At 67.7% G+C, this 26,252-nt stretch carries 24 protein-coding genes and 1 rRNA gene; 7 read left to right on the top strand and 18 right to left on the bottom strand.

Annotated features, from left to right (window positions below):
- Positions 1-85: 85 nt before the first annotated feature.
- The 6 genes from EVS83_RS07220 to EVS83_RS07195 form a co-directional block, all read right to left on the bottom strand.
- Positions 86-1,357: a Xaa-Pro dipeptidase gene (locus tag EVS83_RS07220; protein WP_133500368.1), complete on the bottom strand. Its 1,272-nt coding sequence runs from the start codon at positions 1,355-1,357 to the stop codon at positions 86-88.
- Between the two features lie 77 nt (positions 1,358-1,434).
- Entirely contained in the window at positions 1,435-2,259 is an 825-nt protein-coding gene (locus EVS83_RS07215) for a calcium-binding protein (RefSeq protein WP_133500367.1), read from the bottom strand.
- Positions 2,260-2,312: 53 nt separating this feature from the next.
- Positions 2,313-3,233: a heme o synthase gene (locus EVS83_RS07210; protein WP_133500366.1), complete on the bottom strand. Its 921-nt coding sequence runs from the start codon at positions 3,231-3,233 to the stop codon at positions 2,313-2,315.
- Positions 3,234-3,255: 22 nt separating this feature from the next.
- Positions 3,256-4,416, bottom strand: coding sequence for a COX15/CtaA family protein (locus EVS83_RS07205; RefSeq protein WP_133500365.1), 1,161 nt, complete (start codon positions 4,414-4,416; stop codon positions 3,256-3,258).
- A 5-nt stretch (positions 4,417-4,421) separates the two neighbouring features.
- Positions 4,422-5,006 carry a hypothetical protein gene (locus EVS83_RS07200; RefSeq protein WP_133500364.1) on the bottom strand — a complete coding sequence of 195 codons (585 nt, stop codon included), beginning with the start codon at positions 5,004-5,006 and terminating at the stop codon, positions 4,422-4,424.
- Complete coding sequence (locus tag EVS83_RS07195; RefSeq protein ID WP_133500363.1) at positions 5,003-5,719, bottom strand: SURF1 family protein; 717 nt, start codon at positions 5,717-5,719, stop codon at positions 5,003-5,005. The genes EVS83_RS07200 and EVS83_RS07195 overlap by 4 nt, the downstream gene beginning before the upstream one ends.
- 69 nt (positions 5,720-5,788) lie before the next feature.
- Here EVS83_RS07195 and EVS83_RS07190 point away from each other — a divergent pair, with 69 nt between their 5' ends.
- Positions 5,789-6,019, top strand: coding sequence for a twin transmembrane helix small protein (locus EVS83_RS07190; protein ID WP_133500456.1), 231 nt, complete (start codon positions 5,789-5,791; stop codon positions 6,017-6,019).
- A gap of 72 nt (positions 6,020-6,091) precedes the next feature.
- Here the strand turns inward: EVS83_RS07190 and EVS83_RS07185 are convergent, their stop codons facing one another.
- Genes EVS83_RS07185 through coxB form a run of 5 tightly spaced genes read right to left on the bottom strand, consistent with a single transcriptional unit; the run spans position 6,092 to position 10,319 of the window.
- Entirely contained in the window at positions 6,092-6,970 is an 879-nt protein-coding gene (locus EVS83_RS07185; RefSeq protein WP_133500362.1) for a cytochrome c oxidase subunit 3, read from the bottom strand.
- 34 nt (positions 6,971-7,004) lie between these two features.
- Positions 7,005-7,571 (bottom strand): cytochrome c oxidase assembly protein, encoded by a 567-nt coding sequence (locus EVS83_RS07180; RefSeq protein WP_133500361.1) that lies wholly within the window; start codon positions 7,569-7,571, stop codon positions 7,005-7,007.
- Entirely contained in the window at positions 7,568-7,702 is a 135-nt protein-coding gene (locus EVS83_RS16155) for a hypothetical protein (RefSeq protein ID WP_281275105.1), read from the bottom strand. Before EVS83_RS16155 ends, EVS83_RS07180 begins: the two co-directional genes overlap by 4 nt.
- Positions 7,703-7,721: 19 nt before the next feature.
- Complete coding sequence (ctaD, locus tag EVS83_RS07175; RefSeq protein ID WP_133500360.1) at positions 7,722-9,341, bottom strand: cytochrome c oxidase subunit I; 1,620 nt, start codon at positions 9,339-9,341, stop codon at positions 7,722-7,724.
- 27 nt (positions 9,342-9,368) lie between these two features.
- Complete coding sequence (gene coxB, locus EVS83_RS07170; RefSeq protein ID WP_133500359.1) at positions 9,369-10,319, bottom strand: cytochrome c oxidase subunit II; 951 nt, start codon at positions 10,317-10,319, stop codon at positions 9,369-9,371.
- Between the two features lie 295 nt (positions 10,320-10,614).
- Between coxB and putA the strand changes: the two genes are divergently transcribed.
- Positions 10,615-13,842, top strand: coding sequence for a bifunctional proline dehydrogenase/L-glutamate gamma-semialdehyde dehydrogenase PutA (gene putA, locus EVS83_RS07165; protein ID WP_133500358.1), 3,228 nt, complete (start codon positions 10,615-10,617; stop codon positions 13,840-13,842).
- 2 nt (positions 13,843-13,844) lie between these two features.
- Positions 13,845-14,039, top strand: coding sequence for a hypothetical protein (locus tag EVS83_RS07160; protein WP_208108707.1), 195 nt, complete (start codon positions 13,845-13,847; stop codon positions 14,037-14,039).
- Between the two features lie 69 nt (positions 14,040-14,108).
- On the opposite strand, the gene EVS83_RS07155 is transcribed toward EVS83_RS07160, so the two are convergent.
- The gene (locus EVS83_RS07155; protein ID WP_133500357.1) at positions 14,109-15,734 is read right to left on the bottom strand and encodes an OmpP1/FadL family transporter; all 1,626 of its coding nucleotides are present in this window, start codon (positions 15,732-15,734) and stop codon (positions 14,109-14,111) included.
- On the opposite strand from EVS83_RS07155, the gene EVS83_RS07150 reads away from it, so the two are divergent.
- Positions 15,685-16,377 carry a rhomboid family intramembrane serine protease gene (locus EVS83_RS07150; protein WP_133500356.1) on the top strand — a complete coding sequence of 231 codons (693 nt, stop codon included), beginning with the start codon at positions 15,685-15,687 and terminating at the stop codon, positions 16,375-16,377. The two genes, EVS83_RS07155 and EVS83_RS07150, sit on opposite strands and share 50 nt — an antisense overlap.
- 83 nt (positions 16,378-16,460) lie before the next feature.
- The gene (locus tag EVS83_RS07145) at positions 16,461-16,781 is read left to right on the top strand and encodes a DUF1820 family protein (protein ID WP_133500355.1); all 321 of its coding nucleotides are present in this window, start codon (positions 16,461-16,463) and stop codon (positions 16,779-16,781) included.
- A gap of 3 nt (positions 16,782-16,784) precedes the next feature.
- Here the strand turns inward: EVS83_RS07145 and EVS83_RS07140 are convergent, their stop codons facing one another.
- The 3 genes from EVS83_RS07140 to gpmI all read right to left on the bottom strand — a co-directional run bounded on the left by EVS83_RS07140 (position 16,785) and on the right by gpmI (position 21,121).
- The gene (locus EVS83_RS07140; protein WP_133500354.1) at positions 16,785-18,215 is read right to left on the bottom strand and encodes a S41 family peptidase; all 1,431 of its coding nucleotides are present in this window, start codon (positions 18,213-18,215) and stop codon (positions 16,785-16,787) included.
- 101 nt (positions 18,216-18,316) lie between these two features.
- The gene (locus EVS83_RS07135) at positions 18,317-19,585 is read right to left on the bottom strand and encodes a murein hydrolase activator EnvC family protein (protein WP_133500353.1); all 1,269 of its coding nucleotides are present in this window, start codon (positions 19,583-19,585) and stop codon (positions 18,317-18,319) included.
- A gap of 3 nt (positions 19,586-19,588) precedes the next feature.
- On the bottom strand, positions 19,589-21,121 hold the full coding sequence (gene gpmI / locus EVS83_RS07130; RefSeq protein WP_246022811.1) for a 2,3-bisphosphoglycerate-independent phosphoglycerate mutase: 1,533 nt from the start codon (positions 21,119-21,121) through the stop codon (positions 19,589-19,591).
- A gap of 144 nt (positions 21,122-21,265) precedes the next feature.
- Between gpmI and EVS83_RS07125 the strand changes: the two genes are divergently transcribed.
- Entirely contained in the window at positions 21,266-21,940 is a 675-nt protein-coding gene (locus EVS83_RS07125) for a DUF4097 family beta strand repeat-containing protein (protein ID WP_133500351.1), read from the top strand.
- A gap of 503 nt (positions 21,941-22,443) precedes the next feature.
- Here the strand turns inward: EVS83_RS07125 and EVS83_RS07120 are convergent.
- Positions 22,444-23,859 (bottom strand): M16 family metallopeptidase, encoded by a 1,416-nt coding sequence (locus EVS83_RS07120; RefSeq protein WP_133500350.1) that lies wholly within the window; start codon positions 23,857-23,859, stop codon positions 22,444-22,446.
- Positions 23,860-23,870: 11 nt separating this feature from the next.
- A complete protein-coding gene (locus EVS83_RS07115) occupies positions 23,871-25,256 on the bottom strand; it encodes a M16 family metallopeptidase (RefSeq protein WP_133500349.1) in 1,386 nt (461 codons plus the stop codon).
- 127 nt (positions 25,257-25,383) lie between these two features.
- Between EVS83_RS07115 and EVS83_RS07110 the strand changes: the two genes are divergently transcribed.
- Positions 25,384-25,779, top strand: a complete 396-nt coding sequence (locus EVS83_RS07110) for an MAPEG family protein (protein ID WP_208108706.1) — start codon at positions 25,384-25,386, stop codon at positions 25,777-25,779.
- A gap of 396 nt (positions 25,780-26,175) precedes the next feature.
- On the opposite strand, the gene rrf is transcribed toward EVS83_RS07110, so the two are convergent.
- Positions 26,176-26,252: ribosomal RNA gene (gene rrf, locus EVS83_RS16240) — 5S ribosomal RNA — on the bottom strand; the annotation flags it as partial.

Raw genomic sequence — 26,252 nt, 5'->3', positions numbered from 1 at the left:
ATACCCGATCACCGCGAAGCGTGCGATGCCCTGCACGTCCGCCGGCAGCCAACGATCGACAGCGTCCGTGCGTCCGGCGTCTGGATCAGTGGGCGTTCTTCACCACGTCGCCGCCCTTCATCACGAAAGGCACGTTCTGCAACACGGTGACGTCCTGCGCGGGATCGCCCGACACCCCGATCAGGTCGGCGAACCGCCCCGCCTCGACCACGCCGACATTCTTGTTCGCCAGCGCTTCCGATGCATTGAGCGTCGCCGCCTGGATGGCCTGCACCGGCGTCATGCCGTAACGCACCATCACCAGGAACTGCTTGGCGTTGTCGCCATGCGGATACACGCCGGCGTCGGTGCCGAAGATCATGTGCGCGCCAGCCTTGAACGCCTTGCGGAAGTTCTCGCGCTGGATGTCGCCGATCTCGCGATCCTTGCGCAGGTTGTCCTCGAGCACGCCGTTCTTCTTGCCTTCGGCCTGCGTGTAGTCGGTGTTATAGATGTCCATCGACAGCCAGCTGCCGTGCTGCTTGGCGAGCTTGATGCCTTCGTCGTCGATCAGCGACGCGTGTTCGATGGTGTCGACGCCCGCGCGGATCGCGTCCTTGATGCCGGGCGCACCGTGCGCATGGGCCGCGACCTTCAGCGACGCCATGTGCGCCTCGTCGACGATCGCCTTCATCTCGTCGAGCGTGAGCTGCTGCGCACCCGGCTCGTCGCCGTGCGAGAACACGCCGCCGGTCGCGCAGATCTTGATCACCTGCGCGCCGTACTTCTTCAGCGTGCGCACGACCTTGCGGCCTTCCTCCGGGCTGTCGACGTTGTACGGACCCTTCTGGTCCATCGACGGCGGGAAGAACGTGGAATCGCAATGGCCGCCCGTCGCACCGACCGCGTACGTCGCGGTGACGACGCGCGGGCCGATGACCTTGTGCTCGTCGATCGCCTGGCGCAGGCCGACGTCGTTCCACGCATCGCTGCCGACGTTGCGCACCGTGGTGAAGCCGGCCATCAGCGTCTTCTGCGCATTCGCGACCTGGACGACGGACCAGAAGCGGTCGCCGAACTGCAGGCCTGTGTAGCCGCTGTAGGTCGGATCGTTGTCGAGGTGAACGTGCATGTCGATCAGGCCCGGCAGCAGCGTCATGCCCGGCAGGTCGACGCGCTTGGCGTCCGCGGGCACCGCATCACCCGCATGCCCGACCGACACGATGCGCTCGCCCTGCACCACCACCTGCGGATGCTCGACATAGCGCCCCGTGCGCACGTCGAGCAGACGATCCGCGGTGACGACCGTCGCCTGCTGCGCATGCGCGGCGAGCGGAAGAAGCGTGGCGAGGAGGGAAACGAGAGCGCGGCGCCGCATGTCGGACCTCGGGTCGAAAGGAGCGCCGAGTATGGCAGCGGGTGTTCGCGCGGCACCGTGCCGTGTGGCACGGTCGATCAATGCGTTGGGACGGTCACCAGGCGGCCCACGCTCATGCGCGGCAGCTCGACGGCGCCTGTGTATTCGCGTTCGTGGTGGGCGCTCGCAGGCGGCGCAGGCATTGCGCGGCAGACGTCGTGCATACAGCCCCAACCGACGCCCGATGCGGCACCGATTGCGATCGAGGCCGGCTGCAGATCGGCCAGCTTCATGCCCGCGGTCGTGATGGCTACGGGCGCCCGCATGTACGACGGGATGCGCAGGAACGCATGGAAGTTGCCGGTGAGCATGACGATGCGACGCGCAGTGTTCGCGGTGTATGCCGCGCGGATGCGCTCGGCCATCACGCCGTCGCGCCCGCTCGATTCGGATGGCGTGTCGCCGGTGCTCACGTCGTAGGCCAGCAGCGCGACGTCGCGCCCCGCGTGCTTGAGGCGGCGCACGCGCTCGATCAGATCGAGCATGCCGAGGCTACGGCGGCCGTCGTGCTGGTCGGTGCTGCGTTGCCACCACGCACGTGCGAGCAGGACGTCGCGCGCACGGTGGGCATCGGTCGCGGCGAGCGCCGCATCGAGCGACGCCTGTTCCTCGTTCGGCATCTCCAGCGCGAGCAGGACAGGCTCGTGCGCGGCGAGGCGTTCGACGACGTCGCCGACCAGCAGCGGGATCTCGCGCGTCCCGTGGACATCGGCGAGCAGGACGAGTCGATGGCCCTGTGCCTGCTGAACGGCTGCGTCGGCAGCACGGGCGATGGCACGGTCCGGCGCGGTGGCCGACGCGGCGAACGCGAAGGTCAGAACGACCGACGCGATGAGTGCACGGATGAGGCGACGAGGTTGCATGCGATCGATCCATCGAAGCGATGGCGTCGACATGCGGCCGAGCGCCGCAGCCTTCAACCCACCTGCTTGAACACCATCGACGACGTCGGCTCGAGCCACGGCAGCAGCCAGTGGTCGACGAGCAGAAACGCGAACAGCGCCATCAGGTACACGATGGAATAGTTGAACACCTTCATCGCGTACAGCTCGTCCGGCGGGTTCATCAGGCGCCAGGCGTGCATGAGGAACACGACGCCGAGGACTAGCGCGCCGCCGAGGTAGAACAGGCCGCTCATGCCGGCGGCCCACGGCAGCACGGTCACGACGACCAGCAGCACCGTGTAGATCAGGATCTGCCAGCGCGTGTATTCGACGCCGTGCGTGACGGGCAGCATCGGCACCAGCGCACGCGCGTAGTCGTCGCGACGGAAGATCGCGAGCGCCCAGAAGTGCGGGGGCGTCCACACGAAGATGATGAGCACGAGCAGCAGCGAATGTGCCCAGTCCCAGTCGCCGCGCATGCCGGTGACCGCGGCCCAACCGAGCAACGGCGGCGCCGCGCCGGCGATGCCGCCGATGACGATGTTCTGCGGCGTCGCCCGCTTGAGGAATACGGTGTAGATCACCGCATAGCCGATCAGCGAGGCGAATGTCAGCACCGCGGTGATCGTGTTGACGAAAACGACCAGCAACACCATCGACAGCGCCGCCAGGATCAGCGCGAACACGAGCGCACGCGCGTGCGTGATCTGGCCGACGACGATCGGGCGCCACGACGTGCGCGCCATCTTCGCATCGATACGCGAATCGAGGAGCTGATTGATCGCCGCCGCGGACGATGCCGCCAGCCAGATGCCGAGGAAACCGATCACCGATTCGCGCAGCGGCGGCAGGCCGGGCACGGCGAGGAACATGCCCACCAGCGCGGTGAACACGATCAGCGCGACCACGCGCGGCTTGGTGAGCGCGAAGTACTGGCGCAGGGTCGCGGTCATCGGCGGCTCCGGTCGTGCATCGTCACACCCGCGGGGCGCGGATGCGCGCAAGCAACGTCACCAGCGTGGCGAGCAGCAACACGGCGCCGGCGTTGTGTGCGACGGCCACGTGCAACGGCAGGCCGAGCTTCACGTTCGCGATGCCGAGCGCGACCTGCGCGAGCGTGAGCAGCGCGAGCAACGTGCCCCAGCCGCGCATGCCAGCGATGCGCAGGAAGCGCACGGCCAACCACAGCAGGTAGAGGAAGACGATGCCAGCCATCATGCGATGCGCCATCTGGATGGCGATGCGCGATGCGCCGTCGAGCACGCCACCTTCGTAGTCGACACCGACGCCACGCCACAGCACGAAGCCTTCGTGGAAGTTGGTCGGCGGCCACCACTGGCCGACGCATTTCGGAAAATCGTTCCCGCAGGCGAGCGCGGCGTAGTTGGAACTCGTCCAGCCGCCGAGCGCGATCTGCAGGCCGAGCAGCACGAGCCCGATCGCGAGCAGGCGCTGCAGGCGCGTTGCCTCTGCGAGTCGGATGGGAAGGTCCGTCGCGCGCCACGCCATCCACAGCAGCAGCGCGAACGTGGTGAGGCCGCCGAGCAGATGGCCCATCACCACGATCGGCTTGAGCAGCCATGTCACCGTCCACATGCCGAGCAGCGCCTGGAAGACGATCGTCATCAACGCGAGCGCGGACACGCGCGAAAGATCGCTGTTGTCCCAGCGGATCGCCGCCGCCAGCAGGATCAGCTCGCCGGCGATCGCGAGCGCCGCGGCGACGCCGTACTGCGCGTGCATGTACAGCGGAATCGAAATGCCGACGAGCACGCCCGCGGCGAGCACCTGCGCGATGCCCTTGGGCCGACGGCGCGCAGCGATCAGCGCGAGCACGAACACGAGCGCGCCGAGCGACGCCGCGAGATGGCGATGCAGTTGCTCGCGCCAGGCCTTGTCCGGCTCGGCGACGCGGATCGCGTTGGCCGCATGTTGCGCGACGTCGGCGGCGTGCGTCGGCCATGCGGCGCGGCCGTAGCAGGTCGGCCAGTCGGGGCAGCTGAGGCCGGCGTTCGACAGGCGCACGAACGCGCCGAAGACGATCACGCACAGCGCCAGCGTCGTCGCCAGCCACGCGATGCGATGGAAGTGACGATACGTCGGACGAACCGAATCGGAACGCGGAGTCGAGCCCATGGGCGTCACTGCAGCTTCAGGAGGCGGGTGAGGTCCTCGCGCAGGCCCGCGAGGTCGGTGTCGGGTGCGTAGCGCAGCACGACGAATCCGTTCGGATCGACGACGTATACCGGCAGCCCGCCGCCCGCGTCCACCCGCGGGAGCCGCGCGCGCGCCGGATCGGCCGCGATCACGCGCAGGGTGGTCGGCGCCGGCAGACCCTGCGGCCAGGCGCAGGTCGCGGTGCCGCACCACCAGAGGATGTCGACGCGCTGCGCGTCCTTGCCGAGCACTTCCCAGACGACGCCGATGTCGTGCGCGCGACGGCGGCACGTGTCGTCGCATTCGGTCGGTGCCGGCACGACGATGCGCCAGATGCGGTTGATCGGCGCCCACGCGTAGGGGCGACCGTCGAGGTCGCGCAGATGCGCGTCGCGCAGGTCGCCGTAGGGATCGAGGAGCTCGCCCTTCTGCTTCGTCGCCGCCGGATGGATGTCGGCGAAGCGCAGCAGCCCGGCGATCAGCATCGATCCGAAGAACAGCAGGAGGATCGCGATCAGGGTGATGCGATTGCGACGACGTTGCGGATCGGTCGGGGCGTGGTCGCTCATCGGCGGCTCCGGCGGAAAGTGAGGACGACGGCGATCACCAGCACGGTGAGCGCGAGCCCGAACCACTGCACGGCGTAGCCGCGATGACGGTCGGGCGGAAGCGTGTTGACGAGCAGTTCGAGATCACGCGTGTAGCCGATCGGCAGCGTCGGATCGAGGCGCAGCACACGCGGTGCGAGCGCGGGCAGCTTCAATTCCTTTGCGACGACGGCGGGCTCGAGGCGCACGACCAGCCACGCATCGCCCTGCCGCGCCATCGGCGCGCCCATGCGCAGGCCCGCGGACGGCGGCGGCACCAGCAGGCCGCGCACGCTCATGTCGCCCTGCGGCAATGCGATCTTCGGCAGCACGCGATCGTTGCCCATCGGCAACCAACCGAGGTCGACCAGCAGCGGCGCACCCGCGTCCGGCTGGAACGCAGCGTAGGCGTGCACGCCGACGCGCCCCTCGCGTTGCTGGTTGTCGAGCATGAAGGGCGGCGCGTCCAGGAAACGGCCGCGGCCCTGCGCCCAGTCGTAGGCGGTCGCGCGCGCCGCGTCGTTCGCGGTCGACAACGGCATCGCCTCGCGCTTGCCGAGCACCTGCCCGACCTGCGCCAGCAGATGCTCCTTTTCGACCGCGCGATGCTGCTGCCACAGGCCGAGGCGGGCGAACCCGGCACTGGCGAGCAGCGCGAGCGTCCAACCGATCACGAGGGTCGCGCGGCGGCTCACGACAGCACGATGTCCTGGCGCGATAATGCGCGGCGACGCATCCGCGTCCGCAACCCGATGGAGTCGCGCGTGAGCCATTCGCTGAAAACGCTGATCGTCATTGCGTTCCTGATCGCGATCATCTGGAACCTCGGCGCGGGCCTGTACTACATGCTGGTCGACAAGGGCGGCAGCAAGCGCACCGTCAACGCGTTGACCCGCCGCATCGTGCTCTCGGTCGTGTTGTTCCTGGGTGTCGCCTTCGCCGCCTACATGGGCTGGATCGACCTGCACGGCGTCGGATCCAACCCCTCGCCCTGACGCCTGCCGCGGTGCCCCAGACGCAACGGGCCGGCAAGCGCCGGCCCGTCGTCGCATCCTGCGTTGGCGCGCTTAGAGCACGTAGACGAACAGGAAGAGGCCGAGCCACACCACGTCGACGAAGTGCCAGTACCAGGCCACCGCTTCGAACGCGAAGTGGTTGTCGCGATCGAAGTGGCCCTTGGCGCAACGCAGCCAGATGATCGCCAGCATGATGGTGCCGAGCGTGACGTGCAGGCCGTGGAAGCCGGTCAGCATGAAGAACGTCGAGCCGTAGATACCCGAACCCAGCGTCAGGTTGAGCTTGGTGTAGGCCTCGGCGTACTCGTGCGCCTGGAACGTGAGGAACAGGCAGCCCAGCAGCACGGTCAGGCCCAGCCAGAACAGCAGCGACTTGCGGTGGCCTGCCTTGAGCGCGTGGTGCGCGGCGGTCACCGTGCTGCCCGACGACAGCAGGATCAGTGTGTTGATCAGCGGCAGGCCCCACGCCGGGATCGTGCGGAACGGACCGCCCACCGAACCCGGGCCGTTGTTCGGCCAGCCGGCGCTGAAGTTGTCCCACAGCAGCGCGTGCGTGGCCGCACCGTCACCCTCGCCGCCCCACCACGGCAGCGCGTACTGGCGGGTGTAGAACAGCGCGCCGAAGAACGCGGCGAAGAACATCACTTCCGAGAAGATGAACCACACCATGCCCATGCGGAACGAGACGTCCACCTGGCGGTTGTAGTTGCCGCCGATCGATTCGCGGATGACGTCGCCGAACCACATGAAGAGCACGGCGAGCACCATCGCGACGCCGACGAGAAACACCAGGCGGCCCCAGCTCACCTCGTTGAGCCAGCTGGCGAAGCCGATCATCGTGACGAACAGCGCGATCGAGCCGAGGAACGGCCAGCGACTGCTGTGCGGCACGAAGTAGACGTTGCGATCGGTCGGATGGGCGTGGGCCATGTCGGCGTTCCGTAGGTCGTGATTCAAGGTTCCGTCACGGTGCCGCGCCGACGTCGGCGGGCGCGGGGCCCAGGCGTGCGGTCAACGTATCGTTGCGGAAGAAGGTATAGGACAACGTGAGCGTCGAGATGTCCGGCGGCAGCGCCGGGTCGACGATGAAACGCACCGGCATCTCGCGCGACTCGCCGGCGGCGAGCGTCTGCGCGGTGAAGCAGAAGCACTCGGTCTTGACGAAGTACTTCGACGCACGCGACGGCGCCACCGAAGGCGCGGCGCTGCCAACGATCGGGCGCGGCGCATCGTTCTTCGCGAAGTACGTCGTCTCGTAAGGCTTGCCGACCTGCACGCGCATCGACTGCGCGTTCGGATGGAACTGCCAGTCGAGCTTGGAGTTGACGCTGCCGTCGAACTCGACCGTCACCCAGCGCGCGCCCACGGCACCCGCTCCGCCTTCGCGTTGCGGGCCCTGCGCGAGCTTGATGCCGAACACGTTCTCGCAGGCGATGCGATACAGCGGCACCAAGCTGAAGGTGAAGCCGAACGCCAGCAGCGACACCGCCACCAGCTTGCCCCAGCCGGAATTGCGCGTTGCGGCGTTCATCGGGTCAGCGCGGTGAACGCGATGAAACCGAAGAACACGGCGACCGCGACCAGCCCGAACCACAGCGCCGTGCGACGCGCCCGCGCAATGCGGACGTCGTCGTTCGGTGCTGGCGTGTTGGGGCCGGTCATGCGCGTGCGCTCGCGACGATCAGTGCGTGATGTCGCCGTGGGCGAGGTCGCCGTCGCGGATCACCGGCGGGACGGTGAAGGTGTGGTGCGGCGCCGGGCTCGGCACGGTCCACTCCAGGCCCTTCGCGCCTTCCCACACGCGCGCCGTCGCCAGCTCGCCGTACTTCTTCGAGTGCCAGAGGACGAAGAGCATGATGAACGGCGTGGCGAACATGCCGAACGCGCCGATCGAGCTCACCAGGTTCCAGTCCGCGAACACGACGTTGTAGTCCGGGATACGGCGCGGCATGCCGGCCAGGCCCAGGAAGTGCTGCGGGAAGAACAGCAGGTTGACGAACAGGACCGTCCACCAGAAGTGGAAGCTCGCCAGCGCCTGGCTGTACATGCGACCCGTCCACTTCGGCCACCAGTAGTAGACCGCCGCGATGATCGAGAACAGCGCGCCGGTCACCAGCACGTAGTGGAAGTGCGCGACCACGAAGTAGGTGTCGTGGTACTGGAAGTCCGCCGGCACGATCGCGAGCATCAGGCCCGAGAAGCCGCCGATGGTGAAGAGGATGACGAACGCGATCGCCCACTTCATCGGCGCTTCGAACGACAGCGCACCGCGCCACATCGTGGTGACCCAGTTGAACACCTTCACGCCGGTCGGGATCGCGATCAGCATCGTCGCGAACATGAAGTAGATCTCGCCACCGAGCGGCATGCCGACGGTGAACATGTGGTGCGCCCACACGATGAAGGAGAGGAACGCGATCGACGCGGTCGCGTACACCATGGCCTGGTAGCCGAACAGCGGCTTGCGGCTGAAGGTCGGGATGATCTCCGACACGATGCCGAACGCCGGCAGGATCATGATGTAGACCTCGGGGTGACCGAAGAACCAGAAGATGTGCTGGAACATCACCGGGTCACCGCCGCCAGCCACGTTGAAGAAGCTGGTGTGGAAGAACTTGTCGGTCAGCAGCATCGTCACCGCGCCGGCGAGCACCGGCATCACGGCGATCAGCAGGAACGCGGTGATCAGCCACGTCCAGCAGAAGATCGGCATCTTCAGCAGGTCGACGCCCGGGGCGCGCATGTTGAGGATGGTCGCGATGATGTTGATCGCACCCATGATCGAGCTGATGCCCATCAGGTGCACCGAGAAGATCAGGAACGCGACGTTGTAGCCGCCCTGCAGCGACAGCGGCGGATACATCGTCCAGCCGCCGGCGGGCGCGCCGCCCGGCAGGAAGAACGTCATCAGCAGCAGCGTGAACGCGAACGGCATGATCCAGAAGGACCAGTTGTTCATTCGCGGCAGCGCCATGTCGGGCGCGCCGACCTGCAGCGGGATCATCCAGTTGCCGAGGCCGACGAAGGCCGGCATGACGCCACCGAAGATCATCACCAGCGCGTGCATCGTGGTGAACGAGTTGAACAGCATCGGATCGAAGTACTGCAGACCCGGCTTGGCGAGTTCGAGACGGATCAGCACCGACAGGAACGCGCCGACGATGAACATCAGGAACGAGAACACCAAGTACAGCGTTCCGATGTCCTTGTGGTTCGTCGAGAAGAACCAGCGCTCGATGAAGCCCTGCTGGTGGCCGTGCTCATCGGTGTGATGGTCGGCGGCGGGATGCGTGACAGCCATGGGACTACCTCTGCGAAATCGGTGCGATCAGCCCGCGACCGGAGCGGTCGGGGCGTCGGTGTTCGGGGCGCCGGCGGTGGCCGGCTGCGCGTCGGCCGCCGGCGCGGCGGGCGCTGCAGCCGGAACGGCCGGGGCCGGGGCGGCGGCCGGCTTCGGCTGCTGCGCGGCGATCCACTGCTGGAACTCGGCCTTCGGCACGGCACGGACGACGATCGGCATGAAGCCGTGGTCCTTGCCGCAGAGCTCGGCGCACTGGCCGCGGTAGATGCCCGGCTGGTCGACCTTTGCCCAGGCTTCGTTGATCTCGCCCGGAATCGCGTCCTGCTTCCAGCCCAGCGACGGCACCCACCAGGCGTGGATCACGTCGTCGGCGGTGACGACGAAACGGATCTTGGTGCCGACCGGCACGACCAGCTCGCGGTCGACCTCGAGCAGGTAGTTCGGGTGGGACGCCATCGTCGGCACGTTGCCGCTCTGGCGCATCGCGTCGCTGTCGCGCTTCAGGCGGCTCGTCATCGAGACGCCCTGGCCGAGGTAGTCGTACTTCCACATCCACTGGTAGCCAGTGACCTTGATGGTCATCTCGGACTTGCGGACGTCGTACATGTTGACCAGCTTGTGCGTGGCCGGGAACGCCATGCCGACCAGGATCACGATCGGGATGACGGTCCAGAGGACCTCGAGCTTGGTGCTGTGCGTGAAGTCGACGTCCGGCACCGCGCCCTTGGACTTGCGGAACTTGAACATCGCCACGCCCATGGCGCCGAACACCAGGATGCCGATCGCGACGCAGATCCACAGCGCCAGCATGTGCGCGCTATAGGCGTTGTGCGAGATCTGCGTGACGCCCTCGCGCATGTTCAGCTGCCAGCGGTGCGGCGCCGACGGTTCGGGCAGGGCTTCCTGCGCAAAGGCGAGGACCGGCAGGGCGAGGGCGGTCAGCCCCGCAGCCCACTGCTTGATACGACCGGCTTTCATCAGATCGAGCCCCAAAGATCGGCAAATTAGCGTGGATTCGGATTTCCGTCGGCTGCCGTCCCGCGTCGCGCGCGCCGGCGCGATCGACGGAAGGGAGGGGAGCCGCTCGCGGACCAGGGTGGCCCGCGTTTCTGGCCAGGCCAGAGCATGGCGGAAACCGCGAAATGTTAGCTCTGCGCGCCACACCCGGCAAGTTAAAACGGTCGCAAACACCGCGTCCGACGCGTGTTCGACCGCGACCGGCCCGGACGCGATCGCTAAACTACGCGTCTTCCGTCGCTGTAGTTGGGATTCGATGTCGACTCCGTCCCCCCTCGTGCCCGGCACCGAGCCGAGACACGTCCTGATCGCGCCCGAACTGCCCCCGCCGCCGGCCGGCCCCCGCGCTGCCATCACCGCCGGTTGGGTCCGCGACGAGGCCGCCCACGTCCGCCGCCTGCTCGAGCTGGCCCGCCTACCGGAGGCCGACCGCGCCGCCGTGAAGGCGACCGCCGCCGACCTCGTCACCCGGGTCCGCCGCCGCGCGCACGACCAGGGCGCGATCGAGGCCTTCATGCGGCAGTACGACCTCGGCTCCGAGGAAGGCGTGCTGCTGATGTGCGTGGCCGAGGCGCTGCTGCGCATCCCCGACGCGGAGACCGCCGACAAGCTCATCCGCGACAAGCTCGGCGACGCCGACTGGAAGCGCCACATGGGCCAGTCGCCGTCGGTACTGGTCAACGCGTCGACTTGGGGCCTGATGCTGACCGGCCACCTCGTCGACCTCGCCGACGAGACCAAGCGCGACGTGCACGGCGCCTTCAAGCGCTTGGTCGGCCGCGTCGGCGAGCCGGTGATCCGCCTCGCGGTGCGCCAGGCCATGCGCATCATGGGCCACCAGTTCGTGATGGGCCGGACCATCGACGAAGCGCTCGCGCGCTCGCGCAAGGGCGACAACGCGGCCTACCGCTATTCGTTCGACATGCTCGGCGAAGCAGCGCTGACGCAGGCCGATGCCGACCGCTATCTCGATGCCTACCGCATGGCGATCCATGCGATTGGCAAGCATTCGCGCGGCGAAGGTACGGTCGATCCGTCGAACGCGACCGCGGTATTCGGCGCGCCGTCGATCTCGGTGAAGCTCTCCGCGCTGCATCCGCGTTACGAGCACGCCAAGCGTGCGCGCGTGCATGCGGAGCTGACGCCGCGCGTACTCGAACTCGCGCAGCTCGCGAAGTCGTACGCGATCGGTTTCACCGTCGACGCCGAAGAAGCCGACCGCCTCGAACTCTCGCTCGACGTCATCGCCGGCGCGTATTCCGATGCGTCGCTCGCGGGCTGGGAAGGCTTCGGCCTCGCGATCCAGGCGTACTCCAAGCGCTGCCCGGAAGTGATCGATTTCATCGCGGACCTCGCGCGTCGCACCGGCCGCCGCATTCCGGTGCGCCTGGTCAAGGGCGCGTACTGGGACGCGGAGGTCAAGCGCGCGCAGGTCGACGGCATGCCGGGCTATCCGGTATTCACGCGCAAGCCGAACACCGACGTCAGCTATCTCGCGAACGCGCGCAAGATGCTGGATTCGTCGGATGTGATCTATCCGATGTTCGCGACGCACAACGCGCAGACCATCGCGCACGTGCATCGCATGGCCGCCGGTCGCGCGTTCGAGTTCCAGAAGCTGCACGGCATGGGCGACGATCTGTACGCGGAAGTCATTCCCGCCGACCGCTTGAACGTGCCGTGCCGCGTGTACGCGCCGGTCGGTTCGCACGAGGACCTGCTGCCGTACCTCGTGCGCCGCCTACTCGAGAATGGCGCGAACTCGAGCTTCGTCAACCGCATCACCGACGAATCCGTCGCGATCGACGACCTGATCCGCGATCCGATCGAGGTCGTGTCGCAGTTCGAATCGATCCCGCATCCCCGCATCCCGCTGCCGGTCGACCTGTACCGCAGCTACGGCAATTCCAGGAGCAATTCGATGGGCGTGAATCTCGCCAACGACGACGCGCTGCGCGCGCTCGCCGAGCAGGTCAATGCGGCGGCGTCGCAGCCGTGGTTCGCCGAGCCGCTGGTCGCCGGTGCGAAGGCGTCGGGTGAACGCATTGCGGTGACGAATCCGTCGGATCGCCGCGAAGTCGTCGGCCACTGGATCGCCGCGGACGCGCAGCTCGTCGACCGCGCGCTCGCGAACGCGACGGCCGCGCACGACGCATGGAACACCACGCCAGCCGCGAGCCGCGCCGCCATTCTCGAACACGCCGCGAACCTGCTCGAGCAGCGCATGCCGGCGTACATCGCGATGTGCAGCAAGGAAGCTGGCAAGACGATTCCGGACGGCGTCGCCGAGGTGCGCGAGGCGGTCGACTTCCTGCGTTATTACGCCGAGCAGGCCCGCACGCTGTTCAAGCCCGAGCCGCTGCCGGGCCCGACCGGCGAATCGAACACCCTGCAGCTGTCCGGCCGCGGCACGTTCGTCTGCATCTCGCCATGGAACTTCCCGCTGGCGATCTTCATGGGCCAGGTGTGCGCGGCGCTGGCTGCGGGCAACTGCGTGATCGCGAAGCCCGCCGAGCAGACCAACCTCGTTGGCTATGCGGCGGTGAAGCTGCTGCACGAAGCCGGCGTGCCGGAAGCGGTGCTGCAGTTCCTGCCGGGCGACGGCGCGACCGTCGGCGCGGCGTTGACGCGCGACGACCGCATCGCCGGCGTCGCGTTCACCGGTTCGACCGAAACCGCGCGCGCGATCAACCGCGCCCTCGCCGCACGCGAGAATGCGCCGATCGGCATCCTCATCGCCGAAACCGGTGGGCAGAACGCACTGATCGCCGATTCGTCGTCGCTGCCGGAGCAAGTGGTGAAGGACGCGATCGGTTCGGCGTTCACGTCCGCAGGCCAGCGCTGCTCCGCGGCGCGCGTGCTGTTCGTGCAGGACGACATCGCCGACAAGGTCACCAAGATGCTGGCCGGCGCGATGGCGGAACTCGTGGTCGGCGATCCGGGCCTGCTGTCGACCGACGTCGGCCCCGTCATCGACGAAGACGCGCTGCGCGTGCTGAAGGAACATGCGGCGCGCATGGACAAGGAAGCGGTCGCGAAGATCGCGGAAGTCGCGCTCGGCGAGAACGCCTCGCACGGCAGCTTCTTCGCGCCGCGTGCGTACGAGCTGCGTTCGCTCGACCAGCTGCATCGCGAAGTATTCGGTCCGGTGCTGCACGTGATCCGCTGGAAGGCCGACCAGCTCGATGCGGTGATCGATGCGATCAACGCGACGGGCTATGGCCTGACGCTCGGCGTGCATTCGCGCATCGACGCAACCATCGAGAAGATTTCGTCGCGCATCAAGGTCGGCAACTGCTACGTCAACCGCAACCAGATCGGTGCGGTGGTCGGCGTGCAGCCGTTCGGTGGGCAGAACCTGTCGGGCACGGGCCCGAAGGCCGGCGGCCCGCACTACCTGCCGCGCTTCGCGACGGAGAAGACGATCACCGTCAACACGACGGCGGCGGGTGGCAACGCGTCGCTGCTGACCCTCGGCGACTGATCGTGGCGAACGACGCGAACGTGCGCGATGGCGACCGCGTTGACGTGGTGAACGGCACGCACGCCGGCAAGTCCGGCGTCGCGCGCGACCTCAACACGAGCAAGACCGGGCACGTCACCATCACCGTCGTGCAGGATGACGGCGCGCGCTTCAAGACGTTGGCGCGCAATGTCCGCGTGGTCGACACGAAGCACTGAACGCACGACCGAAATGCCCATAAAAAAAGCCCCGCCGAAGCGGGGCTTTTTCGTACACGGTGCAGCCGATCAGAAGCGGTACTGCGCGGCGACGCCGAACAGGTTCGCGTTTGCGCTGAACTTGCCGGTCAGCGTCGACTGGCTCGAGGAGTGGATGTTGTTGATGGTCGGGTCGTCGACGTTGATGCGCATGTAGGCGGCGTCGACGCTGAACGCGTCGCTGACGTTCCACGTTGCACCGATCGTGAAGATCTTGCGATCCTTGTCCGGCAGGCGCGGCGTGCGGTACGTGTCGTTGGTCGGCGACTCGTCCTTCGCGATGCCGGCACGCAGCGTCCACTGCGGGCTCAGATCCCATTCGCCGCCGAGCGAGTAGAAGTTCGTGTCCTTCCACTGGAACGGCTCGTTGCCGAGCACGCCCCCGCCGCTGCGAAAGATCTGCACCGCCTTTAGCGAGTGCCAGTCGGTTGCCTGGTAGTCGGCCATCAGGCGGAACTGCGGGGTGAAGTCGTATTCCACCGAAACCGTAGTAACGCTCGGTGTGGTGAGCGGGGCCGTGATCGAGCCGTCGCGGAACACCGTCCCGATCGACGGAGCGCCCGGCGCCGCACTGCTCGGGCTTGCGGCGACGTTGCCGGGAATCGTGAACTCGGCCGTACCGCTCAGGTCATGGTCAATTTCCGAGCGATGGGCAACGCCAATGCTCAGTGCATCGGTCGGCCGCCATTGCAGACCCACACGCCAGCCGATCGAGGTGTCGTCGCCGCTGACCTCGACGGAGCCGTCGTTCTGCTGCGGATGGAACGGGAATACGGGGCTCGCGCAGTTCGCCGGGTTGCCCGAACCTGCGCACAACTGAGTGCCGAAATCGATCGCGTTCGACAGCGTGACATCGGCGCGCTGAAGGATCAGGCCGCCGCCGATCGAGAAGCGGTCGGTAACGGCGATGGCAGCGGACAGGTTGAGATCAACCGTCTTCACGTCCGACTTGATCGCGTTGTAGCGGCCAACCCAGTTCGGGTCGTATTCGGTCTTGAGGCCGAACGGCGCGTCGACGCTGACGCCGACGGTGACCTTGTCCAGCGCGCCCGACAGCGGGAACACCGCGGCCAGGGCCGGAACGACGGTCGGGTCGCCCGGGTCGCCACCGTTGCTGCCGTTGAGCGGCGTACCGATCGCCGTCTTGCCGCTGCCGGTGAACTCGGCATCGAGGTTGATGTCGGTCAGGTCGACCTGCACCGCGTTGCGGCTGAAGTTGGCCATCGCGGCGGGGTTGTTCGAGACGACCGAGGCGTCGTTCTTCGCCACGGCGGTGCCGGAGTTGGCGCGGCCGAGGTTCTTGACGCTGTTCTCGCGGATCTGGAAGCCGGAGGCGTGGACGTTGCCCATCGCCAGCGCGCCGGCGACGCCGAGCGCGAGCGCCGTGAAGCGCATGAAGCCGTTCTGCATGTCTCTCTCCGAAGGAAATGTTCTGCTTGCTGTGCCGGTCGTGCCGGCTTCTCTGAGCTGGCCCGCGCCCGGCGACCATGCGGGGCCGAATATAGCCTTTAACCCCCGCCTAACAATAGGCCGGCCGCCACCGCTGGGCGGCGGCCCCGGCCGTGCCGCATGATGCCCGGGCCCGACCGGAGCCCTCCCCCGACCCGTGTTCGTCGCCATTCCGCCTCGCCAGAAGCCGTCGCTGCCGTGGGCCATGCCCACGCTGTTCGTCGCGCTGTGGGGCTGTTTCGTGGTCACCACCCTGCTGCCGGACGCCGAGCGCCAGCAGCTGGTCATGCAGTGGGGCGCGCTCTCGGGGGACCTGCGCTCGTGGCCGGCGGTCGTCGAAGCCGTGCGGGACGGCCACCTTGCCCGCTTGGTGACCGCCCTGTTCCTCCACGCCGACTGGGCGCACGTCGTCGGCAACCTCTTGTTTCTGCTGATCTTCGGCGTGCCGGCCGAGCGCGCGATGGGGCCGTGGCGGTTCCTGACGCTGTTCCTCGTCGGCGGCGCGGTGGCCAACCTTGCGACGGTGCTGGTCATCGGCACACCCGACCGCCTGATCATCGGCGCCAGCGGTGCAGTGTCGGCGCTGATCGGCGCCTACCTCGCGCTGTTCCCGACCGCCCGCCTCGGGTTGGTCGTCCCGCTGGGCCTGTTCCTGCAGTTCGTGCGCATGCCCGCCGCCGTGCTGATCGGGCTGTGGGCCGGTCTGCAGCTGGTCTACACCTTCGTGGGTCCGGCGTTCGGTGCGGTGGCGTGGTCGGCGCACCTCGCGGGTTTCGCGTTCGGGGGCGCGTTCGCGCTGCTGTCGCGCAACGCGATCAAACGGCGGATGAAGCGCGCGCCCGGCGTCTGACCGGACTCACGCGCCGCGGCGCATGCTGTTGAACCGCGGCGATCGCGCCCCACATCGCTGCCACCGCCGAACCGATCCCTGCCATGCCCAAGCCGCTCTACAAGGTGACCTTCCTCAACGCCGGCAAGGTGTACGAGCTGTACGCCCGCCACGTCGCCAGCGGCGCGATCTGGGGCTTCACCGAAGTCGGCGAGCTGGTGTTCGACGTCAACGAGGGCGTCGTCGTCGATCCGACCGAGGAACGCCTGCGCGACGAGTTCGGCGCGACGCGCATGCTGCACCTGCCGATGCATTCGATCGTGCGCATCGAGGAAGTCGAGAAGAAGTCGCAGTCGTCCATCCGCGACGCGGCGACCGGGGAACGCGTGGTGACACCGTTCCCCATGCCCAGCAAGCCGCGCTGACGCTTACTTCTTTTTCGGTGCCGGTTTCGCGGGCTTCGCATCCGCGACCGGCACGCCCGCCATGCGCTTGAGCTCGGCCAGCGCCTGCGTCACGTAGGTCTCGCCGTCGAGCACGTCGCCCGCGGTGTCGTTGTCGTCGGCGTCACCACGCAGGTGGCCTGGCAGGCTCGCTTCCGAGATCAGCAGGCGCGTGTCGTCGGCCGAACGCGGCGCGGCGAGCGGGACATCCGGCACGATGCCCAGCGCCTGGATCGACTTGCCGCTCGGCGTGAAATAACGCGCGGTGGTGAGCTTCACCGAATCGCCGTTGTCGAGCGGAAGCACGGTCTGCACCGAGCCCTTGCCGAAGGTGCGGCTGCCGACGATGCGCGCGCGGCCGTTGTCCTTGAGCGCACCCGCGAGCACTTCCGACGCACTCGCCGAACCGCCGTCGACCAGCACCACCAGCGGCGCGCCGTTGAGGCGATCGCCGGGCGTGGCGGAGAACTGCGCGTCGCTGATCGAGATGCGGCCGCGCGTCGACACGATGCCGCCCTTGTCGAGCACGTCGTCGGCGATCTGCACGGCGGAGGTGAGCAGGCCGCCCGGATTGCTGCGCAGGTCGAGCACGAGGCCACGCAGCGCGCCGCCTTCGGTGAGCTTGGCGAGCGCCTTCTCGAAATCGGCGGCGGTGTCGGCCTGGAACGCGGCGACGCGCACGTAGCCGAAGCCCGGCTCGAGCGTGCGCGAACGCACCGACGTGACGTGGATGGTTTCGCGCACCACCGTGATCTCGAGCGGCTTCTTCGCGTTCTTGCGTACCACGGTGAGCACGACCTTGCTGCCCGCGGGCCCGCGCAGCGGCGCGCTGGTGTCGCCTTCGTCGGGGCGGAACGGCTTGCCGTCCATCGCGACGATGATGTCGCCCGACTTCAGCCCGGCCTTCGCCGCCGGCGTGTCGTCGATGGCCGACACGACCTTGAGCGTGCCGTCCTTCTGGCGCTGCAGTTCGACACCGATGCCTTCGTACGCGCCGCGCGCGTTCTGATCGAAATCCTCGGCGTCGCTCTTGTCGAAATAGGTGCTGTGCGGATCGAGGTCGAGCAGCAGGCCATGGATCGCCGCCTTCATGAGCTTGTCGTCCGTGACGGGCTCGACGTACGCCTGCTTCACCGCGTTGTAGACGGTGACGAAGCGGCGGATGTCGTCGAGCGGCACCTTGCTCGCGTCGTCCTCGGCCTTGGCGTCCGCGGCGGCCTTCGCTGCGGTCGACGCCGGCGTGCTCGCCGGCGCCTTCGGGTCGGCCGCGGGTGCGGGCGTGGCCGGCGCTTCCTTGGGCGGCGGCGCTTCCTTGGGCGGCGGCGCTGCATCCTTCGGCGGCGCGGCCGGCGCGGGCGCCTGTTGCGCCGCGACGGGCAGTGCGGCGAGAAGTGCGAGGGCGAGCAGGCGGCGCATGGCGACTCCGGAACGGGGACGACGGTCGGACCGTCGAGGAAGCGTCGAGTTCAGCACGTTAACCGGCCGCTCGGAAAGCGGCGTGCACGCGGCGTTGCGCTTCAGCGTCGCAGCCACACGCCGGGGTCGACCGGCTGGCCGTTACGGCGCAGCTCGAAATACAGCGACGGCCGCCCCTGCCCGCCCGACGTGCCGACCGTCGCGACGCTGTCGCCGCGATGCACGGCCGAGCCGGCGTCCTTGAGCAGCGCGTCGTTGTGCGCGTACAGGCTCATGTAGCCGTTGCCGTGGTCGATGATCAGCAACTGGCCGTAGCCGGTCATCCAGTCGGCGTAGACGACGGTGCCGTCGGCGACTGCACGCACGGCCGTGCCGGAATTCGCGGCGATCAGCAGGCCGTCGCTGCGACGCCCGTCCGGCATCGTGCCGCCGTACCCCGCGAGCAGCGCGCCCGACAGCGGCCAACCCAGGCCACCGACCTGCGGCGCCGGTGCGCTCGCCACCTGCATCGGTGGACGCACGACGTGCTTCGGCGGTGCGGGTCGGCCTTCGGCCTTCGCGATGCGCGCGGCTTCGGCGTCGGCTTTCGCCGCGGCCGCAGCTTCGCGTGCACGCTTCTCGGCGAGGCGACGCTGTTCCTCTCGCGCCTTCGCCGCCGCGATGCGCAGCTTCTGCAGCAGCGATTCGAGCGCCTTCGCGTCGCGGCCCAGCGCCTGCTCGCGTGCGGCGCGATCCTTGTACTTCGCGTCGAGCTGCGCGACGAGCGCGGCGCGCTGCTCGCGATCCTGCTGCAGCTTCTTCAGCTGTTCGACCTGCGCCTGCTGCGCGGCGGTGAGTTCGCCCGTGCGTTGCGCGATTTCCGCTTCGACGCGATCGAGCTCGGCCAGCTGCGCGGTGAGCTCGCGGATGCGCTTGGCCCGCGCCTTCTCGAGATACCCGTGATACGTGAGCAACCGCTGCGCATCCTCGACGCGGTCGCGCGCAAGCAGCGACTTCAGCGGGCCCGCCGTGCCCTGACGATCCGCCGCGCGCAGCAGCGTCGCAAGGTCCTCGCGCGCGCCGCCGAGCGTGGTGCGCAATTGCGCCTGCTGCGCGCGCAGCCGGGCAAGGCGGGACTTCTCATCTTCGATGCGCGTCTGCGTGTCCTGCAGCACGCGCCCGCTCTTGCCGACCTGCTCGTCCGCCTGCCGCAACTGCTGGCTCGCGCTGCCGCGCTGTGTTTCCAGCTGGCGACGCTCCGTCGCGACACCCTGAAGCTCACGCTTGATCGCCTGCAGCTTCTTCTCGGTGCCGCGCGTGTCCTGCGCCGCACCCGGCAACGCGGGCGCGAGCAGCAGCAGCAGGGCGAACAACGCGGCGCGCAGGCGCATCCGTCAGCCCTGCAGCAGGCTCGCGCCCGTCATCTCGGCGGGCTTGTCGACGCCGAGCAGGTCGAGGATGGTCGGCGCGACGTCGCGCAACGCACCGCCGGATCGCAGCGTCGCCGCGCGCGGCCCGCAATACACGAACGGCACCGGGCCGACGGTGTGCGCCGTGTGCGGCTGGCCGGTGCTTTCGTCGCGCATCATCTCGAGGTTGCCGTGGTCGGCGGTGATCAGCAAGGCGCCGTGCATGTCGGCGACCGCTGCACGAATCGCGCCAAGCGCGGTGTCGACCGCTTCCGCCGCCTTGATCGCCGCGCTCATCACACCGGTGTGGCCAACCATGTCGGGATTGGCGATGTTGCAGATCGCGACATCGATGCTGCCCGAGCGGATCGCCGCGCAGAGTTTTTCGGTGACTTCCGGGCAGCTCATCTCGGGCTGCAGGTCGTAGGTCGCGACCTTCGGGCTCGGCACGAGGATGCGCGTCTCACCTGGATATTCGTCCTCGCGTCCCCCGCTGAAGAAGAACGTGACGTGCGCGTACTTCTCGGTCTCGGCGATGCGCAACTGCTTCAAGCCGCGATCGGCCAGCACTTCGCCGAGCGTGTTGCGCAGCTCGTCGGGGCCGAACGCCACCGGCGCCGGCAGCCGGGCGTCGTATTCGGTGAGGCAGACGAAGCGCGACAGCCGCGGGCGACGCGCATCGAAGCCGTCGAACGTCGGCAGCACGAACGCGGACGTCAGCTGGCGCGCGCGATCGGCACGGAAGTTCATGAACACCACGGCGTCGCCGTCGTGCATGCCGGTGTAGCCGTCGAGCACCGTCGGCGCGACGAACTCGTCGGTCTCGCCGCGCGCGTAGGCGGCTTCGAGCGCGGCGATCGCATCGGTCGCGCCGTGTGCGGCGCGTGCGTCGACCATCGCATCCCACGCACGCTGCACCCGATCCCAGCGCTTGTCGCGATCCATGGCGAAGTAACGGCCGCCGATCGTCGCGATGCGCGCGTTGCCGAGGCGATCGCACACCGCCTGCAGTGCGCGCAGGCTCGGCTCGGCCGACTTCGGCGGCGTATCGCGGCCGTCGAGGAATGCATGCACGGCAACCTTCGCGACACCCAGGCGATGCGCCATCTCCAGCATCGCGAAGATGTGCTGCTCATGGCTGTGCACGCCACCCGGCGAGAGCAGGCCCATGACGTGCAGCGTCGCGTTCGCCGCCTTCGCGCCTTCGCAGGCCGCACGCAGTTCCGCGTTGTCGAAGAACGTGCCGTCCTCGATCGCGGCGTCGATGCGCGTCAGGTCCTGGTAGACGATGCGGCCGGCGCCGAGGTTCATGTGGCCGACTTCGGAATTGCCCATCTGCCCGTCCGGCAGGCCGACATGGCGGCCTTCGGTATGGATCAGCGTGTTCGGGCAGTCGCGCACCAGCGCGTCCCAGTTGGGCAGCTGCGCCTGCGCGAGCGCGTTGTCGGCGGGATCCTCGCGATGGCCCCAGCCATCGAGGATGAGGAGGACGACGGGCTTCACAACTGCGTTCGACACGGCGCGGACCTGTGACTTCGGGCAGGTGCCCGGCGGGAGCGGACGCGCGATTGTACCGGCGGCCCTGCGACGACCCGCCGCACGGCGCTTAAACCCTGCGGCGTCCGGCCGCATCCAAAGCCGTACAGACCACGAGGAAACGCCATGCGCACCCGTTTGATGATCCTGCCGCTCGCCCTCGGCCTCGCGCTGTCGGCTTCCGCCTACGCCGACGACCGCACCAGCATCGACAAGGTCAACGGCAGCATCCATGCCGAAGCGGGCCGCGCCTTCGGCAGCCTGGAAACCGTCAACGGCAGCATCGAGATCGACGCCAACGTGCAGGCCGGCTCCGCGGAGACGGTGAACGGCGGCATCCGCATCGGCGATGGCGCGCAGGTGGGCGAGCTCACCACTGTCAACGGCGGCATCCACATCGGCTCGAAGCTGCGCATCGGCGGCGACGTCACCACGGTGAATGGCGGCATCCTGATCGACTCCGGCAGCACGGTCAGCGGCGGCATCGAGACGGTGAACGGTGCGATCGGGCTGATCAGCACGGACGTGTCGCGCGGCGTCCGCACGGTCAACGGCGACATCACGGTCGGCGTCGGCAGCCACGTGCATGGCGGCATCCACGTCGAAAAGCCGCAGATGCAGATGATCAGCTTCCACAAGCGCGATCCGCGCATCGTCATCGGCCCGAATGCGCAGGTCGATGGGGCGCTGGTGTTCGAGCGTCCGGTGACGCTGTACGTGCACGACAGCGCGAAGATCGGCGCGGTGACGGGGGCGACGGTGCGTCGGTTCAGCGGGGCGACGCCGCCGGCTGCGCCGTAATCGCGTGTAGGTCGAATTTCTTGTCGTGACGGGGCCGCCTTTGGGCGGCTTCGTTGTTTTCGGATGAGCGTTCTTTGGTGGCGACGCGCTGTCGTAAAGCTTTTTCGGCTTTGCGGAGAAGCGTTTCGGCCGCTAAAGCGGCCGAGTTACTTTCTTTGCTGGTGCAAAGAAAGGTAACCAAAGAAAGCACCTTCCTCGACGGATCTACAGCCCGCAACATGCGGGTTCCTCGCGATCGCCACACTCGCCATCCATGGCTCGGGTGGCGACGGCCGACATCGTGTCGGCCGCCCCTCCGGGGTCTTCACGATTGATATCGCGCGTCGCCCAGTTTTGGCGAGCGGTTGCGATGCACGCTCTGTGTGGAACATCGGTGCACCGGGTTTAAGGGTGTACCGCCGACCAACGACACACGTTTCGCTGGCTGAGCGCTGGAAGTCGAGTTCTCGATCGCAAAAAAGAAAGGCCGCCTCTCGGCGGCCTTTCTTGCAGATCACTTGATCTTACTTCGCCCGCACTTCGAAACTGCCGTAGGACTTCAGCTGCTCCGCGACCGCCTTCGGATCGCCGACGACGATGATCGACTGGTCCTTCGGATCGAAGTACTTCTTGCTGACCGCCTGCACCTGGGCGGCATCGACCGCGCGGATCTTCGGCACGTACTGGCCGAGGAACTCGGCCGGCAGTCCGACCAGCCAGTTGCCTGCGAGCGTGCCGGCGACGGCGCCCTGCAACTGGTTGTTGAGCAGGTAACCGCCCGCGACGTAGCGCTTGGTGTCTTCCAGTTCCTGCGCGGGAACCGGTTCGTCGCCCATGCGCTTGAACTCCGCCTCGAACTCCTTGATCGCGGCGCCGGTGACTTCGTTGCGGACGTCGGCCGACGCGCTGATGCGCCCGCCTTCGCGCAACGCGCTGGAACCGCCGCGCGCACCGTAGGTGTAACCCTTGTCCTCGCGCAGGTTCTGCATCAGGCGCGAGCTGAAACCGCCGCCGAGCACGGTGCCGGCGAGCTGCAGCGGGACGTAATCCGCGTCGGTGGCGGCAATGCCGGGGCGGCCGAGACGGATCGCCGACTGCACGCTGCCGTCGCGTTGCACGAGCACGTACTTCGGTGTGGCGGTGCGCGGTGCGTCCGGCGTCTCCGCGGGCGCGGCGCCATTGGCCTTCCAGTCGCCGAACGCGGCTTCGACGGCACGCATCGCCTCCGCGCCGTCGATCGGACCGGCGATGACGAGCAGCGCGCGATCCGGACGGAAACGCTGCGCATGCGCATCGCGAAGCAACTGCGGCGTCACCGACATGATCGACGCTTCGGTGGGCTGCGTGCGCGCATACGGATGGTCGCCGTAGATGGCGGGCGCCAGCGCACGTTCGGCCTTGAACGCAGGCTGCGCTTCCGACGCCTTCAGGCTCTGCAGCGCGTTCGCCTGCGCGAGGCGCACTTCGTTGTCCGGAAAGGTCGGCGTGCGCGCGACTTCGCCGAGCAGTGCGAGCATTTCACTCGTATGCGATGCGAGCGCGTTCGCCGACACCATCATGCCGTCGTTCGACGCACCGGCACCGATGCTGCCGCCGAGGCCCTGCGCTGCTTCGGCGATCGCCTTGGAGTCGTGCTTCGCGCTGCCTTCGTTGAGCAGGCCGGCGAGCACGTTCGCGAAGCCCGGATGCTGCGCATCGTCGGCAGCAAGGCCCGCACCGCGAATGGCCAGTACCGCATCGACGCGCGGCAGACCGGTGCGCGGCACGATCCAGACTTCGAGGCCGTTCGGCAGCGTCGTCTTCCGGATGGCCGGAACCGGCAGCGGGCGATCCGGCGCGTACGGCGGAAGATCGGCCGGCAACACGGCCTTCGGGCCGGCGACCGCAGCGCCGGCGATCGCCAGCGAGACGGCGGCGGCGAGCAGAGAAATCGTCTTCATGCGTCGTCTCCTTACTTGCCGGCGGCCGGTGCGGCCGGCGCGGCCTTCGCCATCGCGGTCGGCACGCGATCGATGACGGTGCGATTGGTGCGCGCGAGATACGTCTTCGCGGCGCGCTGCAGATCGGCGCTGGTGACGCCTTCGATCCACGTCGGGATCTTGTTCACGACGTTCGCGTCGCCCCAGAGCGTCTGCAACTTGGCGACGGTATCGGCGCGATTGATGAACGCTTCGAGGCCGTTGTACCAATCGGCGAGCATGTGCGTCTTGACGCGCTGGAGTTCGGCGTCGCTGACGCCGTCCTTCGCGACCTTCGCGATTTCCTCGTCCATCGCGGCCAGCACGGCATCGGCGTTCGTCGTCGGCTTGTACAGCGCGAACACGGTGAACAGCGTCGGGCCGTCGTATTCCCACGGGCTCGTCAGGCCGTACAGCGACTCGACGTTCAGCGCGAGCTCGCGACCCTTGACGATGCCCTGGTAGAAGCGCGACGCGTCGCCGCCGGCGAGCACGTCGCCGAGCACCGCCATCGCCGCCTGGTCCTTGCTGCCGCGCTCCGGCATCTTCCATGCCGCCGCGACCGCCGGCACCTGCGCGAGCGCGTCGGTCTGCTGGACGCGCTTTTCCTTCGTGTTGAGACTTTCCTTGACGTCCGGACGCTTCGGGGTCGTGCGCGCGGGGATGCCGCCGAAATACTTCTGCGCGAGCGCGAACGCCTGGTCGGGCGTCACGTCACCGGCGATACCGAGCACCGCGTTATTCGGGCCGTAGAAGTCGCGATGGAAGCTCGAAACGTCCGTCAGGCTCGCACCTTCGAGATCTTTGAAGCTGCCGTAGCCGTCGTGGTTGTTTTCCCACTTGCTGAATGCCTGCTGCCCCATGTCGATCCAGTAGAACCCGCCGTACGGCTGGTTCTTCACGTTGACGCGGATCTCTTCCTTCACGACGTCCTGCTGGTTCTTCAGCGTCGCGGGATTGAAGTCGAGCGTCTTCATGCGATCGGCTTCGAGCCACAGGATGGGCTCCAGCGCTGATGCCGGCGCCATCTCGATGTAATTGGTGAAGTCGGGACGCGTCGAGCCGTTGTTGCGACCGCCGCCGCCGGTGATCACCTTGTCGAACACGCCTTCCTTCGCATTCGGCGTGCCTTCGAACATCAGGTGCTCGAAGAGGTGCGCGAAGCCCGTGCGGTCCTTCGGCTCGAGGCGCATGCCGACGTGATAGACCATCGACACGCCGACGGTCGGCGAGCTGTGATCTTCGGACACGACGACGGTCAGGCCGTTGTCGAGCTTCTTGACCGCCACCGGCACCTGCCAGCGATCGGGCGTCGCGGCATGCGCGGACGCAGTGATGAGCAACCCGCCGAGCAGCGCGGGCAGGAGACGACGTCGCATCGGAATTCCCCTTCCGTTTGGAAGCCGTCAGCCTAACGGTAAAACGGCCGGGTTCCGGCCGCCGGAAGTCATGGCCGCCGTCCGGTGCGTGCGCTAGGCTCGCCGAAACTGACTGGGGAGTCCGCCGATGCCGATCTCGATCGCCTACTGGTGCGTGCTGATCGCAGCCGCGCTTCCGTACGTATGGACCGTCGTCGCCAAGTCCCGTGGCGAGCGCTACGACAACCGCGACCCGCGTGCATGGCTGGCGCGCCAGACCGATCCGCGCGTGTCGCGCGCGAACGCGGCGCAGATGAATGCGTTCGAGGCGTTCCCGGCATTCGCTGCGGGTGTGATCCTCGCCCATCTGGCCGGAGTTCCGGACGCGCGCGTGTCGCTGCTCGCCGTCGTATTCATCGTCGCCAGAATCCTGCACGGCGCGTTCTACGTCGCCGGCGTTCCGCTGGCACGGAGCGGCAGCTGGTTCATTGGCATCGCGTGCGTCTTCGCGCTGCTCGCTCAGGCAGCAATGTCGGTCGCCTGACGTTTTGGGCAGCCAGTCGCAGCGTCGCCGCTAACGGTCTTGTAGACGATGCCCCAGACACGGCCCCCGGTTAGTCGCCGGAGCGATTTCGTGGTGGAACGACGAGACCGCCTCCAAGCTGCGAGACAAGTAGCTTGGAATTGTCGCCGCCCGTTACTGACGCTGCATAGCGGATGTCTACCGACGCAGCTGTCAGCGGACAACTGAAACACGAGGGGGCTGGCGCTGCTCGGGCTGATTACCTGGACCGTGTTAGCTTGGACATTCAGCGATTAGCTTTGGGAGGAGATGGCCGCCGCGCGTGATCACTTCTCCAGAGCACGTCGAACTACTTTCCAAATCCCCCAAAGACAAACCCCCGGCAGCGTGAGCTGTCGGGGGTTTGCGGGATAAAGACCCTGGCGATGACCTACTCTCGCATGGGCAATGCCACACTACCATCGGCGCGGGTGCGTTTCACTTCCGAGTTCGGA

The sequence above is a fragment of the Cognatilysobacter terrigena genome, from assembly GCF_004361065.1.
Classification (GTDB): Bacteria; Pseudomonadota; Gammaproteobacteria; order Xanthomonadales; family Xanthomonadaceae; genus Cognatilysobacter; species Cognatilysobacter terrigena.
The sequence above is the reverse complement of the archived record's forward strand: the minus strand, read 5'-3'. Positions and strand labels throughout refer to the sequence as shown.

What these genes read in the sequence shown, in the direction of transcription:
- EVS83_RS07220 (WP_133500368.1), bottom strand. Translation starts at nt 1,357, where the DNA reads ATGCGGCGCCGCGCTCTCGTTTCCCTCCTCGCCACGCTTCTTCCGCTC.
- EVS83_RS07215 (WP_133500367.1), bottom strand. Translation starts at nt 2,259, where the DNA reads ATGCAACCTCGTCGCCTCATCCGTGCACTCATCGCGTCGGTCGTTCTG.
- EVS83_RS07210 (WP_133500366.1), bottom strand. Translation starts at nt 3,233, where the DNA reads ATGACCGCGACCCTGCGCCAGTACTTCGCGCTCACCAAGCCGCGCGTG.
- EVS83_RS07205 (WP_133500365.1), bottom strand. Translation starts at nt 4,416, where the DNA reads ATGGGCTCGACTCCGCGTTCCGATTCGGTTCGTCCGACGTATCGTCAC.
- EVS83_RS07200 (WP_133500364.1), bottom strand. Translation starts at nt 5,006, where the DNA reads ATGAGCGACCACGCCCCGACCGATCCGCAACGTCGTCGCAATCGCATC.
- EVS83_RS07185 (WP_133500362.1), bottom strand. Translation starts at nt 6,970, where the DNA reads ATGGCCCACGCCCATCCGACCGATCGCAACGTCTACTTCGTGCCGCAC.
- EVS83_RS07180 (WP_133500361.1), bottom strand. Translation starts at nt 7,571, where the DNA reads ATGAACGCCGCAACGCGCAATTCCGGCTGGGGCAAGCTGGTGGCGGTG.
- EVS83_RS16155 (WP_281275105.1), bottom strand. Translation starts at nt 7,702, where the DNA reads ATGACCGGCCCCAACACGCCAGCACCGAACGACGACGTCCGCATTGCG.
- ctaD (WP_133500360.1), bottom strand. Translation starts at nt 9,341, where the DNA reads ATGGCTGTCACGCATCCCGCCGCCGACCATCACACCGATGAGCACGGC.
- coxB (WP_133500359.1), bottom strand. Translation starts at nt 10,319, where the DNA reads ATGAAAGCCGGTCGTATCAAGCAGTGGGCTGCGGGGCTGACCGCCCTC.
- putA (WP_133500358.1), top strand. Translation starts at nt 10,615, where the DNA reads ATGTCGACTCCGTCCCCCCTCGTGCCCGGCACCGAGCCGAGACACGTC.
- EVS83_RS07155 (WP_133500357.1), bottom strand. Translation starts at nt 15,734, where the DNA reads ATGGCCCACGGCAGCGACGGCTTCTGGCGAGGCGGAATGGCGACGAAC.
- EVS83_RS07145 (WP_133500355.1), top strand. Translation starts at nt 16,461, where the DNA reads ATGCCCAAGCCGCTCTACAAGGTGACCTTCCTCAACGCCGGCAAGGTG.
- EVS83_RS07140 (WP_133500354.1), bottom strand. Translation starts at nt 18,215, where the DNA reads ATGCGCCGCCTGCTCGCCCTCGCACTTCTCGCCGCACTGCCCGTCGCG.
- EVS83_RS07135 (WP_133500353.1), bottom strand. Translation starts at nt 19,585, where the DNA reads ATGCGCCTGCGCGCCGCGTTGTTCGCCCTGCTGCTGCTGCTCGCGCCC.
- EVS83_RS07125 (WP_133500351.1), top strand. Translation starts at nt 21,266, where the DNA reads ATGCGCACCCGTTTGATGATCCTGCCGCTCGCCCTCGGCCTCGCGCTG.
- EVS83_RS07120 (WP_133500350.1), bottom strand. Translation starts at nt 23,859, where the DNA reads ATGAAGACGATTTCTCTGCTCGCCGCCGCCGTCTCGCTGGCGATCGCC.
- EVS83_RS07115 (WP_133500349.1), bottom strand. Translation starts at nt 25,256, where the DNA reads ATGCGACGTCGTCTCCTGCCCGCGCTGCTCGGCGGGTTGCTCATCACT.
- EVS83_RS07110 (WP_208108706.1), top strand. Translation starts at nt 25,384, where the DNA reads ATGCCGATCTCGATCGCCTACTGGTGCGTGCTGATCGCAGCCGCGCTT.